Origin of the sequence: Mycobacterium sp. 48b, from assembly GCF_048282725.1 — a bacterium.
GTDB lineage: Bacteria > Actinomycetota > Actinomycetes > Mycobacteriales > Mycobacteriaceae > Mycobacterium.
The window spans coordinates 1,849,838-1,863,669 of record NZ_JBLVUL010000001.1 but is presented as its reverse complement, the minus strand read 5'-3'; the positions used below and the strand labels follow the sequence as shown (position 1 = coordinate 1,863,669).

Below are 13,832 nucleotides of genomic sequence, written 5' to 3'. Positions count from 1 at the left end.
GCCGGCCGGCGCTCAGGAAACAGACGGCGTATCGGCCGGACTGCCTTGAGCGCCGTAGCTGATACATCGCGCACGCGCGGCGCTCAGGCTCCGACAGCCGTCAACCATTCGCTGTAGAAGAGCGCGACTCCGAGGCCGCAGGCAATTGCCCCAACCAGCCAAAATCGTATGGTCAGTGCGCTTTCCGGCCAGTCCATCAGCTCGAAGTGGTGGTGTAGCGGAGTCAATCGAAAGACCCGTCGTCCGGTGGTGCGGAACGCTACGACTTGGATGACGACGGAGGTCACCTCGGCCACAAACAGGGCACCGAGGATGACGGCCAGGAGTTCGGTGCGGCTGACCACCGATAAGCCGGCAATGATGCCGCCCAATGCGAGCGAACCCGTGTCGCCCATGATGATCTTGGCGGGTGCGGCATTCCACCATAGGAATCCGATACAGGCGCCGGCGGTGGCAGCGGCGACGAGGGCCAGATCGAGAGGGTCGCGGACGTGGTAGCAACCGTCCTCCTGCGCGAGGGCGCATGCGTTTCGGAACTGCCAGAAGGTGATGAGGACGTAGGCGGCACTCACCATCGCCATGGTCCCCGCGGCGAGCCCGTCGAGTCCGTCGGTGAGGTTGACGGCATTCGACCACGCCGAGACCACGATGATGCAGAACAGGACGAACACCACGGCCGGTAGCGCAAACGAGGCGATTTCACGGACGTAGGACAGTCGGGTGCTTGCCGGTGTGAGACCGTCGGCGTTACGGAACTGCAGCGCGAGCACAGCAAAAAGGACTGCCGCGACCAATTGCCCAGCAGACTTGGCTCTCTTGTTCAGGCCGAGATTGCGTGCGCGCCGCAACTTGATGAAGTCGTCTGTGAAGCCGACCGCGCCAGTGCGGTGGCCAGTCCGAGAACCAGCAGACCAGATGCTGACGGGCCGCCTCCCCCGAGTGCGAGGCCAATGAGGTTGGTGCTCAAATAGCTTGCCCAGATCGCGGTGAGGATGGCCAGACCGCCCATTGTCGGGGTGCCACGTTTGCGTTGGTGGGTCTGTGGGGCGTCGTCGCGGATTTCCTGACCGAACCCCAACCGGGTGAACATTCGGATCAGCACGGGGGTCAAAAGAAGCGCGACCACCACGGCGATGCCCGCGGCGAACAGTATCTGGCTCAACGGCGACGCCGGCCGCTACCGCGTGATCCGGTCGACAACTGCACCCGATGGAAACCCAATCCCCCCACCGGGCCAGTATGGCCGATCCGCCGTTACGCGAGCGCAGGGCCAATCTCCTCGTGGCTTCGGGCCGCCATCAACACCACCGCGCTACAGCCCCCGATGCCGCTGATCGGCGCTTCGCCAACTACGATGAGTCGTCCCTTAGCCTCGATCCACTGATGAATTGGGGTAGGTGTGCCTCGCTGGGCTGTTGAGGGCTGGTCCTGGTCGCGGGCAGGGGGTATCTGCTGGTCTGTCCAGCTGTTCCTGTGCGCTCCGGTCGGGCCTTTCGGCATATGGTCAGGTGGTGGCGATTTCTGGTGGGCTGTAGCCGATGGTGTTGCGCCACAACGTGAGCCAGTGCTCTGTCCAGGGCCAGTGCGCTGGTAGGTGCAGGATAGGTTGGCGTTGCGGACGGGCCAGGCGGGCCGGGATAGTGATTATCTTGCGGCGCAGTGTCGCCCCGCGGGCGACCGCGTGGGCACCTCCGGCCAGGACGCCGACGGCGCGCAGCAGGTTGTGGGCGATCGCGGCGCACAGGATCCAGGCCGAGTTCGCGCCGAACCGCCCCGAGGGCATGTGCGCCAAAGGTCCGTCGATGAGGTCGGCGAACACGGTTTCGATGATGGCGTGGCGGCGATGAGTGATGTCAGCGGCGTCGACGGGTTCGTCGGAATTGGTGAAGAACGGGTGGTACCGCCACACCGGAAACAGCGCATCGAGGAACCGCGCGTCTTTGACCCGGCGCACGACCAACCGGGCGGTCACCGGAGTCTTGGTGGAACCGAAGGCTGTGTAGGTGGTTTCGGCGACTTCGGCATCGGAGATCCAGGCGCCGGTGTCGGGGTCACGCACAGCACCGGGATAGTTCACCGGGGTCCACGCGGTCTCGGGAATTGCGTCAATGGCGGCGGCAACTGCTGCGGTCTTGGTCAGCACCAGCGAGAACCGGACACCTGCTCGGTGGCAGGCGGTGACCACGGTGCTATTGCCGTAGGCCGAATCGCCACGCACCAGGATCTGCCCGGTGACCCCGGCAGCACGGGCGGTAGCGGCCGCTTGAGCGATCATGCGGGCTGCGCCCTTGCCGGAGTTGGCCTTGCCCGCCCGCAACCTCGCCCCGGCGATCACCGGCGCACCGTGGTCGGTGCTGATCGTGGTGATCAACGGTGAGAGGCCTTTGCGCAGGATCTGCCTGCCGGCGATCTTGGTGTGTCCGTAGCTGGCGCCCTGCTTGGCGTGCCCGTAGACCGGGCGTAGTAGTGAGTCGATGTCGATGAACGCCCGTCCGTCGGCGCCGGGCAACAGATCGACACGCCCGCACAGCGCGGCCAGGTGTTCGCGCAGGACAGATTCGAGCTGGCGGGCATGCCCGAAGGTGAACTCCCGCAATAAGGTTCCGATCGTCGACGGGGCGTACACACCACCGAAGAGGGTCTTCATCCCACCCGAGCGCACAACGTCTAGGTCATCAATGCTGTCCGCGCCGGCGCACATCCCGGCGATCAGCGTGGTCAGCTTCGGTGACGGATGGGCCGCGGCCGAACGGATCCGCTCACAGGTGAACCGGATCTTGTCGGCCAATAGCTGCGACAGACCGGTCTGGTCGGCCAGGGTCATCACCGGCACCAGCCCGGCGCACGACACGAGATGTGCATCATCGAAGACCGCCGACGACACGGCGAACCTATGGGACACTTGCACCGGAAGCGCCTTTCTGAACGTGGGCTGATCGAAGTGTGGTAACTCCAATCATCCCAGCTCAAAGGGCACTTTCCTTACATCAACACCCTCCGAACAGGCGATTCATCGGTGGATCGAGGGTTAGCCGCCCCGGACTTGACCCGAGACGACCTGATGTGAATTGTGTTGTCCAACAACCGTGTCAGGCCAGCTTGCTCGGCCAGGGCCATCACCGGGACCAGCCCGGCGCACGACACGAGGTTGTCCTCGTCGAACACCGCGGAGTCGGGACCGAACGTGTGGGACACTCGCACTGGAAGTGCCTTTCTTGTGCTGGTCGGATTGTTGCGTAGAGAACACCAATCTTTCCAGCTCAGAGGGCACTTTCCTCATTCCGACACCCCAACAACCAGCCCATTCATCGGTGGATCAAGGCTTAGGGTTGTAGAACACCTATTTCGATAGGTCCCGAGCCCCCGGGGACCTGACGAAAACGATTAGGTGCCTGGTCTGCGGTGGTGCGCTAGGACGGTTGAGAACGTGGTCCGGTGGATTTGGGAACGCGTCGACGTGCGGGATCATGGGCCACGCCGTTATGGGAACCGATCTGTGATGACCGCCTCCACGATCTGAAACGTGTGGGCTTCAGGCGCTGGTTTTAGAATTGGCTGCTTGTGCGCCCGCCGCCGTGGCCGCCGAGGTCATCGATGTCGTGTTGCCACGCGGTGGCGCGGATGCTGTCAAGCACAAACCGAGTGAAGGCGAACAGGGTGGGCCGCTGCGGCAGCCACGCTCGACCAGATTCCGACTGCGGCGAGCACCGCGTCGGTTTCGGCATTAGAAATCGGTGTCGGGCTTGTCGACCTGATGGACCGTCGTTGTCCACCCAGAGGTCGATTCGGTCGCCAGTCTTGACCGTCGCGCGGTGACTGCGCGCGTGTATTCGCGGCCGCCGACAAACCATCACGCATCCACGGTGATCGTCTTCCTTGTCGACGGTGGCTGGTCCGCGGCGCGGTCGTTGATCACGGTCGCGGTGACGGTATGCCGAGTCTGGGCATGCTCGGTGTAGCAGTCGCTCATGGACTCGTGCACCGCGGTGCCGATGGCAGCGGCGGCCGGGGCGGCCGGAATCGATACCACCACGGCGAGCACCAATATCACTGACTCGACGCGATCACTGGTGCGCACCAACGGATTACGGCCCAAAACCCGCACAATCCGCCATCGCGGTCGGCGCAGAGTGTGTGTGTGTCCATGACGACTCCTTGAGCCAACCTGCTGGATGTTGACCCGTTGATCATCACCGCGGCGGGCTGGTGCCTCTAGGGTCGGACGGCCTATGCACCAATGGCAGTGGTCATCGGTCACCGCTCACTGTTGGACCGGCGACCCTGGGGTCAAAGGACCACAGGCAGGGGCGAAGGGGCTCAGTCCAATGGTGGCCACCGCTACCTACCGTCTTGATCTGTCTTGACACCGCACGTTGCTTCGGGCCGGGGAGGACACGATGAGTGGGCGCCAACAGGCATCGACGCCGGTTGTTGTCGGCGGCTCACGTGCGGCACTTCGGGCGGCCGCATGGGCGCTCGACGAAGCCCTCGGCCGCAAGGCCATCGGGCCGCCGGGGACCCGCCTTGGCCAGAGGTCGCAAGGCCGGTCCGGCGGTGCGATCGATCACGAACGGCAGCCCGAAGAGACTCTCGGCGCCTGGATGCAGCGCTATCCGGATGTTCACGTGTACTTGGTCGCCGCGAGCAGGGTGCCGCCCAGTTTCTGGCCGACAACGATCAGTCCGTTCGGCCACCCCCGGAGTTCTCCCCATAACCCCCACCTTTTATGTCTACGCCACTGTCGGGCAGGGCTACCGCCGGTTCCGCAGAACCTCTGACGACGAGGCGCTCGCGATGCTCGACCGCGCCCGCGACCGTTTTGTGGAATCCGCTGTGAGCACCGCCGCTGACCCGGTGACGGTGGCCGGACACCTGACCATCCCCAACATCCAACGGGCATCGTGGTGTTCGCGCACGGCTGCGGAAGCAGCCGCCACCGCCCGCGCAACCGATATGTCGCCGACGTTTTGAACCGGGCGGGCCGAGCAACGGAAGATCAGCCTACGCCGGGAGCTCGGTGAATAATTCGGACAGCTCGGGCAAGCGCATCGCGCCTTCTTGCTCGATCCGGAATCGGTACGGGGCTTCCTCGATAATCTTGATGCGCTTGGCCTCACTCACACATCCAGCGTCACCAGGCTTCACCAGCCGTCCCGACCCTGTGACATTCGAATCGCGTTCAGGGACACAGTCTTTGGCACCGCGCCGACCTGGGGCAGCGTGGTCGCGTCGACCATCGCGAACGTGACCTCGACGCCGCCGTCCAGATCGTGCAGGTCGATGTCGACCGGCACTTCACCCTCGGTGAGTCGCCGTGCTCGAGGAGGTTATCTACCTCTTGGACCGACAGCCTGCTGCTGATGCGGCTTGAGGATGAGATGGAAGATGGCCGCTACGTGGCGCGCGCTGAAATCCCTGGCATCGATCCAGGCAAAGACGTCGACATCACGGTGCGTGACGGCCGCCCGACAATCAAGGCTGAACGGACCGAAAACGAGGAAGCCAAGGGCCGGTCGGAGTTCCGTTATGGCTCATTCGTCCGCTCGGTGATGTTGCCGGCAGGCGCCAATGAAGAAGACATCAAAGCCACCTACGACAAGGGCATCCTGACGGTCTCGGTGGCCGTACCTGCACTGGCGGCGCCGGCTGACAAGCACGTCACGGTGCAGGCGGCCAGCTGATCCGACCAACCCGCCGTTCCCTGAGCGATGCCTGGGACCGGCCTCGGCGGTGATGCGCCATCGCATCCGGAGTTGTGGGCCTTTGAAATAGTGAATTTCTGTTGCAGCCCAACGTGATTCGATTCGAGCAGAGATTGCGTCGACTAGCTTGGCTGACATCAGCCGGCACTGAACTTGTGCTCGGCGTCCTAGGGGATCCCGCACGCGGATTGTCCGTGATCGCGTCTGGGGACCCCACCGTGATACCGGGAGTGCTGTCGTGGCAGATCGTGCTGCCACCGCATCAGCGCTGGCAGACCTGAGATCGTCGAAACCGCCGGGTCTACCCGCAGACTCGAAGCGTGGCGTGACACCGCAACAGACGTGACAGCCGGTGATCCGGTGCTCGCCCAGGTGTTGCGCCGAACCGAGAGCGATCTGGGGGCGTTGCTGATCCGCGACGAAAACGCCGGCGCCGGGCCGTTCGTCGCGGCCGGGGCGCCCTGGTTTATGACGTTGTTCGGCCGCGACAGCCTGCTGACCGCGTGGATGGCGCTGCCGCTTGATGTTGGCCTGTCGATCGGCACGCTGCAGCGGCTCGCCCGGCTGCAGGGCCGGCCCATCGATCCCATGACCGAGGAGCAACCCGGTCGGATCTTGCACGAGCTGCGCCGCGGTTCGGGCAGCGGTGACTCCCTCGGTGGCGTCGCCTGCTACGGCTCGGTCGACGCCACCCCGCTCTCTGTGATGCTGTTGGCCGAGTCCTGGCGGTGGGGAGCCGACGGGGGTTCGGCGCGGTCGTTGCTTCCCGCGGCCGACGCCGCACTGGCCTGGGCCGACGAGTACGGCGACCGCGACGGCGATTGCTTCATCGAATACCAGAGGGCCACCACCTGCGGTCCGATCCATCAGGGCTGGAAGGACAGCTTCGACGCGATCAACGACGCCGAGGGGCGCTTGGCCGAGCCGACCATCGCGCTGTGCGACGTGCAGGGCTATCTGTGTGCCGCGCTGCTCGGGCGTGCCGAGCTGGCCGAGGCGTTCGGCGATCCGGCGGCGGCCACCCGCCTGCGGGATCGGGCCGACACCCTGCGCGGGAAGTTTTTAAAAGCGTTTTGGCTTCCCGAAAGGGTTGGTACGCCATCGCTTTGGATGGCAGCAAACGTCGCGTCGACGCGCTGTCCAGCAACGTCGCCCACTGCTTGTGGACCGGGATCGCCACCGACGAGCACGCGGCCGACATCGTTGAGCGGGCTATCGCATGAGGAGATGGATTCCGGGGTCGGGTAGAGCACGCTAGCGACGACGATGGGCGCCTACAACCCGACGAGCTACCACGACGGATCGGCGTGGCCGCACGACACCGCCATCGCGGTGGCCGGCCTGATGCGATGCCGCCACGTGCCGGGCGCCGTGGCACTCGCCGAGCGGCTAGCGAACGGTCTGCTCGATGGGGCAGACGCCTTCGATGGGCGATTGCCCGAGTTGTTCTGCGGCTTCCCCCGATCGCGGTTCAGCCGGCCGGTGTTTCACCTTAGAGGTCCTGAGCGCATTTCTGGAACGCGGCGACCTGGCGGGCCTGATCCGGCGCTCGCTCGCGCACTTCGGCCAGCTGTTCATTGGGCGCGACGGCTACGCGACGGTGGCGCCGGAAAAAGCGGCGTCGTCCACTGCCTACAGCGCCTTCCTGGTCCTTGCCCTGGCGCGTTCGGAGCTTCCCGACGAAGTTGAGCGGCTCACACGGCTCGCCGACGGCATCGTCGGGCAGCAGAGACAGGACGGGTCGCACAAGGTCTTCTTCGACGATGCGCCGGACAGTGGCGAGGAACTCTATCCCGCCGAGGCCATGCTCGCTTCTCGAAGCCCACCGCCTGACCGGCGATACGCGCTACCTCGACAGCGCCGAACGCGGCTTCTCGCACTACAAGCGCGACTACTACGACCGCGGGCGCCTCGACCCCCACCTCCTCGTCTTCTTCGCGAACTGGCAGTCACAAGCGGGCCGGCCGGTCCTTCGGCGTACGTGGTCCGTCTCGACGGCTACCTCGGTCTTGCCGGCCCTGGCGTCGACCCGGACCAACTCGTGGCACACTTGGGTGCGACTTTCGCGCGGCCCGAGGGAGGTGTCGGCGGATCGTCTTCCACTGCGGGAAAGAACTTGTCACTGAAGATTGTCTCTTCCGGAGTGCCTTTTGCTTCGAGCAATGCGATGACGGCGTCGCACATCTCGGGCTTGCCGCAGACGTAGGCGTCATATGGGGCGCCGTCACCGATCCGACGCTGGACTCCGGTGGTTACTCGTGAGGGTTCACCGGGCCAGCCACATTCCGGCGAGGGTTTCGACAGTACCGGGCAATACGTCAGGTCGAGCAACCCGCAAAGCTCACCCATGCGGTCCTCGCATGGAAGCTCGGCGCCTACCCGAGCCCCATAGAAGAAAGTGAACTTGCGTTCGTCCCCGCACAGGGCCGCGTGCTCCAGGATTGACAGGATCGGCGAGATGCCGGAGCCGGTTGCCACCAGCAGAACGGGGCGGTCTCCCTCCCGCAGGTAACCGCCACCGAATGGACCCCGAACCCGCAGTCGAGTGCCCACCTTGAGCACGTCGAGCTGGCCCGAGAACGCGCCACCGTCGATTACCTTGATGACGAACTCGAGCTCCTCCATAGCAACGGGGGCGCACGCCAGGGAGTAGGACCGCCACTGACCCACTGCGCCCGGCACCGCGATCTCCATGAACTGGCCCGCATAAAAGGCGACCGGCTGCTCGGTGTGGATCCGCAGCCGACGCAGCGACGGTGTCAATTTGTCGATCCCGCTCACTTGCCCGTCGAACTCCCCCGGCGTGATCAGCGACCGTTGCCGCTGGTCGAATACACGGTCGTCCTGGATCTCTAGGTCGTCGAGAGCAGTAGCGCAGCACAGCAACACCCAGCCCTCATCTCGCTCCGCGTTGGACAGCGAGTACGGCGAGGCGTTGCCGTAGTCCACCTCACCGTCCGTCACCAGGTATTTACAGCTCGAACAATTCCCGTGCCGACATCCGTACTTCAGCGAGACCCCGCTGCGCAGTGCGGCGTCCAGAACCGGCTCACCGGGCTTTATCGAGAACTCTGTGCCACCGGGTTCGACCCGGGCCGAGTACACCGCCACCACCTCGTGGTCAGCTCGCCGCAGCAGGCACGGGGTCGTTGAGTTCCAGCATCTCGGAGGTGACCCGGAAGCTGTTGTCGTCTGTCTCTGCCCGGCCGACGAAAGTGGTCATCACTACCAGCCATTGGCCGATGGTGATGTCCTTGCCGCCCATCTCCTGCGACACGCGGGCCATGTCGACGCGGATCTCACTAGGGTGTTCCAGGTACCAGTAGGGCCCCCGATCGACGATCTTGACATCGGGCTGGTCAACCTGCAGCACGTCGATGGTGGCGTCGGCCTCCTCGCTCTTCATCAGCACCATCGCCACCTTGCTGTCTGCGGATATGGCCGGTGTGCTCATGCGGCTGTCCCCACTTTCAGATCCAGTCCCGCGACCAGCTCCTCCTGGTTCTGCCGGGCGACCGCGAACACCTCGTCGAACCGTGCGACCTGCAGCGGCGGCACGTCGTAGACGTCGGCCATCGCCTTCGCGGCCTCGAGAACCTTGGGCGTCCAGGAATCCAGCCAGGCGCTCATGGTCGCCGCATTCTTCTGACATTCCGGCACCGTCGGGTCGGTGACCATGCGGACGAACTCCTGAGTCCAGGCGAGGTTGCGGCGCCGGTCCCGGTCGGTGGTGCCCACTAGGTGGGGTGTCACCGGGTCGCCGTGGAAGGGGCCGAACCGGCGCACCAGTTGGCTGACCGCCAGCTCGGTGAGGATCGGGTCGAACACCAGGTTTGTCACCACGGCCAGCTCCGCCCAGTCGTTGCCCGCCAGGAGCTCCTCGACCAGCCGACGAGTCGGTTGATACCGCTGGTCCTCCAGCCACACCGCCTTCGCGCCGTCGTCGGCGAAGCCGTCGACGTGGTCTTCAAGCTCGAGCAGATGCAGCACAATGTCCTGTGCGTGCCGCATCCGGTCGAACGCCTCGAAGCAGAAAACATTGCCGAGCGTGTCCGACAGCGCCTCGCGCTGTGCCACGGCGAACGCCCGGAACAACCCGTACTCCGCGTACGCCCAGGCCCGGTAGTGCCGGCCAAGGATCTCCCGGGTCCACACCGGATCAAACTCGTTGAACACCCCGTTGGCCGCCGCGTCTTCTGCCGAACGCGCGATCGCGCGCTCCTGTTCGGCCTGCATGCGTACGTAGGTGCGCTGCCAGTGCGACGCGGGGTCGCGGAACAGGAACCAGTTCGGGTGGACCAGCGCGGTCGATTCCCGGATCCAGGGCGTTCGCCCGTTGACGTCGCGTAGGAGCCAGCCCTGCTGGTCGAACCCGTCCACGTCGGGCTGGGCGCAGCAGGTGACCGCCTCGTACTCGGACAGCCTACGGCGGCGGGACGGGATGTAGGTGAAGTCACGGGTCGGCTTGCCCGCACACTCGACGGCGCCGGGAAACATCGCGGTCATGCGCCCGCCCCGTTCCCGGAAGCGCCGGCAGCGGCGAGTTGCGCAGTGATCGCCGGCATCGGGTCTCTGATCTCCATACCCCAGGCGCGGACGTCGTCGATGGTCCACATGCGTTCGGTGTCCAGCGAGGGCTGCGCGATCAGGGTCGTGCCGTCGGAGCGCAAGAAGCCGTTTTGCACGATGAAGTCCGCCAGCCCCATCCCGTCGTGGTGCTGCCAGAAGTTTCGGCTCTGCGCGTAGCGGATGGGCTCCTGAAAGAACAGCTTCTCGCACATCGGCCCGCAGAACGGCACCGTGCGGCCACCGTATTCACCGAACCGCACCTCGCTGCAGTCCAGCCGCGGGAAGATGCATGGCATCTGACAGACCTGGCACAGTGGCGGCAGCGCCTCAAACGCCGCCATCGGGTTCACACCGTCCTCGGCCTTGGTGATTTGGCGGAAGTTCTCCCAGAAGGGACCGTAGTGCTCATACCAGCCCGGGTATTTGTTCTCGAACCATTCGAAGTCGGACTCCGTTAGCGGATCCCAGCGCCAGAAATGCAGCGGCCAAGACGCGGCGGCCAGCATCGCGGCGGTGTGGTGCTTCCAGCGCATCTGTTCCTTCGCGACGTGGAAGCATTCGGGCACGGTCAGGCCGTAGGGCTCCATCTTGGAGATGTATGAGCCGACCCAGTCCTCCTCGATCCACTCGGTCCACTTCTCCAGGTAGGAGTGCCCGCGGTCCTTCTGGAAGTAGTCGTACACGGCTCCCAGGAAGGGGTCCAGGAAGGAGTGCTGGCGCCAGAACGCGCGGTCGAAGTCGGTTTGCAGGTGCTTGAGATTGTCCTCGTTGGAAACTACCGCGGCCAGCGTCGAGTAGCCGTTGGCCATGTGCCGTGCCTCGTCGGACTGGACACTTAGGAACACACTTGGAGTGACGTTGTCTCCGTTGGCCGCGGCGACCTCGGTGAGCGTGACGAAGATCGGATTGGTGTACGCGGTTTCGGCAACCACCTGCAGATTGAGCGCGCCCTCGATCGGGTCACCAACAAAGAAGGTCTCCAGGGCCGCCCGCCCGGCCACTCCGAACAGGTTATTCGCACGCGCCTTCATCCCGATGTGGAAGCCCTCCGGGTCGGCCGCGTGCTTCGCGAAGTACCGGTTGAGGTACAGCTCCTGGTTGGTGTGCCGGACTTCGTCGATCATCTGCGCCATGTATCCCTGCCGCAGCTCGGCATTCTCCACGGTATCGACCAGCTGGCCGCAGCACTTCATCGCCGCGTACTCACCGAAGTTCACGACCGGCAGCGCGATCTTCAAGATCTCCATCCAGCGCGGCTGTGCCTTGCCTGCAGAGTTGGACCTGGCCAGGGCGTCTTCCATGGCACCGTACTGGCGGTCGTCTTTCTCCTGCTCCATCGAGACGTAATCGCGGATGAGATGGCGGAAGGGATCCTTGGTCTTGCGGGGAATGACGTATTTGGTCGGATAGCGGTCGGGCTTCTCGGCGTACGAATGCTCCCAGTCGAAGTCCTTGACCCGCTCATGCGCCTTGATCAAGTTACGCATCGATACTCTCCTTCATTGCCCCTCATTGGTGAGGATGATCATCCCAATCTTCCTTGGTGATAGGAATCACACTAAGCACGAGACTTCGCGGGCGCATCGGCGGAACGTACAATGATTCCGTCTGGATTGGTGCATCTGCATGAAAACTGAGTCGCAGCCCGGTCATCGCGCGGTTCTCGAGCGGGCGGATCGGCTTGCCTTTCGGGCCGCCGACCTGATCGAGGCCTCCGTCGGGCGTCCGGTCTTGGTTCTGCACAGCGGAGCGATCGAGCAAGCACAGATCGAGCTCGAACTGCAGGAAAGAGATCGCGCGGACGCACTGGGCGGCGGGTCGGTCGAATTCCTGCATCGAGGAGCTGGCCAGGCCGGACTCAGTGCCGCCGCCGTTCGGATCGCTGACCGCGGGACCGGCCCACCGCACGTGTTGGTGGTTCATTCGCAGGCGTCCGACGGCGTACCCGCCGCAGACCCGGACGACTGTTCGCGGGTCGCTTACCTATTGCCGGACTCCGCCACGTTTACCTGCCTGTTCGCGGACTCCCACGCCGCTGGCGCCGGGCTTCCCGCACTGCTGCGGCACACCGTCCTGTGGGCCGACGGGGATGAGGTCAATGTTCGGTCGCCGGAGGGCCGCCTCCTGCTGCTGGACCACCTGCTCGACCAGCTCGACAGCCCCGCCCAGGTACACCATCTCGCGATGTCCCCCGCGATCTCCACCTTGAGCGGCGGCGCCGTCGAGCGTCTGGTCGCCCGCCGGCTGCGCGCGCTTTCCTCGCAGGCAGCTTCAAGCCCCGGCGTCAAGGCTTCTGGGGCTGCGAATTGCGCCGCGGTGTGTGGGGCGCTCGCCACATCCGACGGCCTTCTCGTCGAGATGCTGGCTGCCGCATCGTCACACGCCGCTGACGAAATCCTGTTAGAGGACGCCGATTTCGTTCCGGTCATCTGGCACCCACCTGACCGGCCCCCCTCCTCGCTTTCCGAGTTGATCACCCCTGGCCGGCTGCGGCGACTGGCCGAGCAACTAAAACCGGGCGTACCCGAACTGGTTCGGCTGGGGACGCCTGCAGCCGGATACCGGATCGTCGCGCGGCTCGGCTCCAAGAAACCGCTCGGCTACCTTTCGACGACGGCACGTGGCAGGAACACGGATTCGGCTGTCGAATGGCTCCGACACATTGCTCCGGTGGCCGCCGCCGAAATCGCGCACCGCGCCTCATGGCCGAGACTGAGCTCGGAGACCCGCCGTCAGATGGTGAGCCTGCTGGCAAAGGGCGCCTTCAGTCGGCATTCGGCCAAATTGGCGGTCGAGCACCTCGTGGGGTCACTCGGCGCGCGAGTGGCCGCTCTGGACGAGATCAGAACAGCCGATACGGTGCCGGCAGCGAACGCACCATCCGACGATCATGGCGATTCGCACGGCGCGCTGCGCCGAATGCTCGATTCGTTGGGCCTCCCGCACGGCGAACACATGGGCCTGGTGATCGCGTTGGTCCAAGCCAACGACAGCTCCGTGGACCGGCTGGTGCGCGCGCTGCGGCCACGCGCGGTGGCTGTGGGGCTTGGATCAACTGTGCGCGACCCCATGGAGCTGGCATCCTCGGCGAGGCAGGCGGTCTATACTTGCCAGCTGGCGGTAAGCACCCGCCAACGGTTCCTGGACTTCGCCGCGATCGGCGTACACCGTTTACTGCTCCCCGGCGCCGAAGCGGGCGACCCCGAGTTCGAGGAGCCGATCCGACGACTAGAGCAGGCAGCGACGACGCTGCGCTTCGACGGCCGGCAGACCCTGGCCAGTTACCTGAACACCGGTGGAAACCTCCGCCGGGCGGCCCACGAGCTGGTCGTGCACGCGAATACGCTTCGCTATCGGTTGGACCGGATTGCCGAGGTCATCGATGTCGACCTGACCGACCCCGAACAGCGCTTCCGCCTCCAGCTTGCGATGCGGCTGCGCGCCGGTCGACGCTCACTCGCGGAGTCAGGCCTCTGGGATGACGCATCGCGCGACGAGTCAGGCTAGTCGCACTCCCCGTCAGGTAAGTTGTATAATCATTGCCCTGAACGGGGCCTGCTG

The 13,832-nt window shown here is 65.0% G+C and carries 11 protein-coding genes and 5 pseudogenes; 4 read left to right on the top strand and 12 right to left on the bottom strand.

Annotated elements, in window-relative coordinates; genetic code table 11:
* Positions 1–83 precede the first annotated feature (83 nt).
* The 4 genes and pseudogenes from mraY to ACNQR1_RS08765 all read right to left on the bottom strand — a co-directional run bounded on the left by mraY (position 84) and on the right by ACNQR1_RS08765 (position 4,078).
* A pseudogene (gene mraY, locus ACNQR1_RS08780) lies at positions 84–1,162 on the bottom strand (phospho-N-acetylmuramoyl-pentapeptide-transferase).
* Between the two features lie 342 nt (positions 1,163–1,504).
* The gene (locus ACNQR1_RS08775; RefSeq protein ID WP_065204061.1) at positions 1,505–2,908 is read right to left on the bottom strand and encodes an IS1380 family transposase; all 1,404 of its coding nucleotides are present in this window, start codon (positions 2,906–2,908) and stop codon (positions 1,505–1,507) included.
* A 116-nt stretch (positions 2,909–3,024) separates the two neighbouring features.
* Positions 3,025–3,201: pseudogene (locus ACNQR1_RS08770) on the bottom strand (IS1380 family transposase); the annotation flags it as partial.
* A 649-nt stretch (positions 3,202–3,850) separates the two neighbouring features.
* On the bottom strand, positions 3,851–4,078 hold the full coding sequence (locus tag ACNQR1_RS08765; RefSeq protein WP_099250709.1) for a hypothetical protein: 228 nt from the start codon (positions 4,076–4,078) through the stop codon (positions 3,851–3,853).
* A 650-nt stretch (positions 4,079–4,728) separates the two neighbouring features.
* Between ACNQR1_RS08765 and ACNQR1_RS08760 the strand changes: the two are divergent.
* A pseudogene (locus tag ACNQR1_RS08760) lies at positions 4,729–4,991 on the top strand (phosphoribosyltransferase); the annotation flags it as partial.
* Positions 4,992–5,141: 150 nt separating this feature from the next.
* On the opposite strand, the gene ACNQR1_RS08755 reads toward ACNQR1_RS08760, so the two are convergent.
* A complete protein-coding gene (locus tag ACNQR1_RS08755; RefSeq protein ID WP_232530508.1) occupies positions 5,142–5,294 on the bottom strand; it encodes a hypothetical protein in 153 nt (50 codons plus the stop codon).
* A gap of 63 nt (positions 5,295–5,357) precedes the next feature.
* Here ACNQR1_RS08755 and ACNQR1_RS08750 point away from each other — a divergent pair.
* Together ACNQR1_RS08750 and ACNQR1_RS08745 are read left to right on the top strand one after the other, a co-directional pair.
* Positions 5,358–5,681 (top strand): annotated as a pseudogene (locus ACNQR1_RS08750) (Hsp20/alpha crystallin family protein); the annotation flags it as partial.
* A 194-nt stretch (positions 5,682–5,875) separates the two neighbouring features.
* Positions 5,876–7,187: pseudogene (locus ACNQR1_RS08745) on the top strand (amylo-alpha-1,6-glucosidase); the annotation flags it as partial.
* 7 nt (positions 7,188–7,194) lie between these two features.
* On the opposite strand, the gene ACNQR1_RS08740 reads toward ACNQR1_RS08745, so the two are convergent.
* From ACNQR1_RS08740 to ACNQR1_RS08710, 7 genes are all read right to left on the bottom strand, one after another.
* Positions 7,195–7,449, bottom strand: a complete 255-nt coding sequence (locus tag ACNQR1_RS08740; RefSeq protein WP_179299264.1) for a hypothetical protein — start codon at positions 7,447–7,449, stop codon at positions 7,195–7,197.
* Positions 7,450–7,700: 251 nt separating this feature from the next.
* The gene (locus ACNQR1_RS08735; RefSeq protein WP_131811454.1) at positions 7,701–8,807 is read right to left on the bottom strand and encodes a 2Fe-2S iron-sulfur cluster-binding protein; all 1,107 of its coding nucleotides are present in this window, start codon (positions 8,805–8,807) and stop codon (positions 7,701–7,703) included.
* A gap of 16 nt (positions 8,808–8,823) precedes the next feature.
* Positions 8,824–9,156 (bottom strand): MmoB/DmpM family protein, encoded by a 333-nt coding sequence (locus tag ACNQR1_RS08730; protein ID WP_064914594.1) that lies wholly within the window; start codon positions 9,154–9,156, stop codon positions 8,824–8,826.
* Complete coding sequence (locus ACNQR1_RS08725; RefSeq protein ID WP_064914593.1) at positions 9,153–10,208, bottom strand: aromatic/alkene monooxygenase hydroxylase subunit beta; 1,056 nt, start codon at positions 10,206–10,208, stop codon at positions 9,153–9,155. The genes ACNQR1_RS08730 and ACNQR1_RS08725 overlap by 4 nt, the downstream gene beginning before the upstream one ends.
* Complete coding sequence (locus ACNQR1_RS08720) at positions 10,205–11,758, bottom strand: aromatic/alkene/methane monooxygenase hydroxylase/oxygenase subunit alpha (RefSeq protein ID WP_064914592.1); 1,554 nt, start codon at positions 11,756–11,758, stop codon at positions 10,205–10,207. The genes ACNQR1_RS08725 and ACNQR1_RS08720 overlap by 4 nt, the downstream gene beginning before the upstream one ends.
* A 22-nt stretch (positions 11,759–11,780) precedes the next feature.
* Complete coding sequence (locus tag ACNQR1_RS08715; RefSeq protein WP_180844024.1) at positions 11,781–12,194, bottom strand: hypothetical protein; 414 nt, start codon at positions 12,192–12,194, stop codon at positions 11,781–11,783.
* A gap of 60 nt (positions 12,195–12,254) precedes the next feature.
* Positions 12,255–12,449 carry a hypothetical protein gene (locus tag ACNQR1_RS08710; RefSeq protein ID WP_409546042.1) on the bottom strand — a complete coding sequence of 65 codons (195 nt, stop codon included), beginning with the start codon at positions 12,447–12,449 and terminating at the stop codon, positions 12,255–12,257.
* Positions 12,450–12,455: 6 nt separating this feature from the next.
* On the opposite strand from ACNQR1_RS08710, the gene ACNQR1_RS08705 reads away from it, so the two are divergent.
* Entirely contained in the window at positions 12,456–13,778 is a 1,323-nt protein-coding gene (locus tag ACNQR1_RS08705; RefSeq protein ID WP_409546043.1) for a PucR family transcriptional regulator, read from the top strand.
* Positions 13,779–13,832 lie beyond the last annotated feature (54 nt).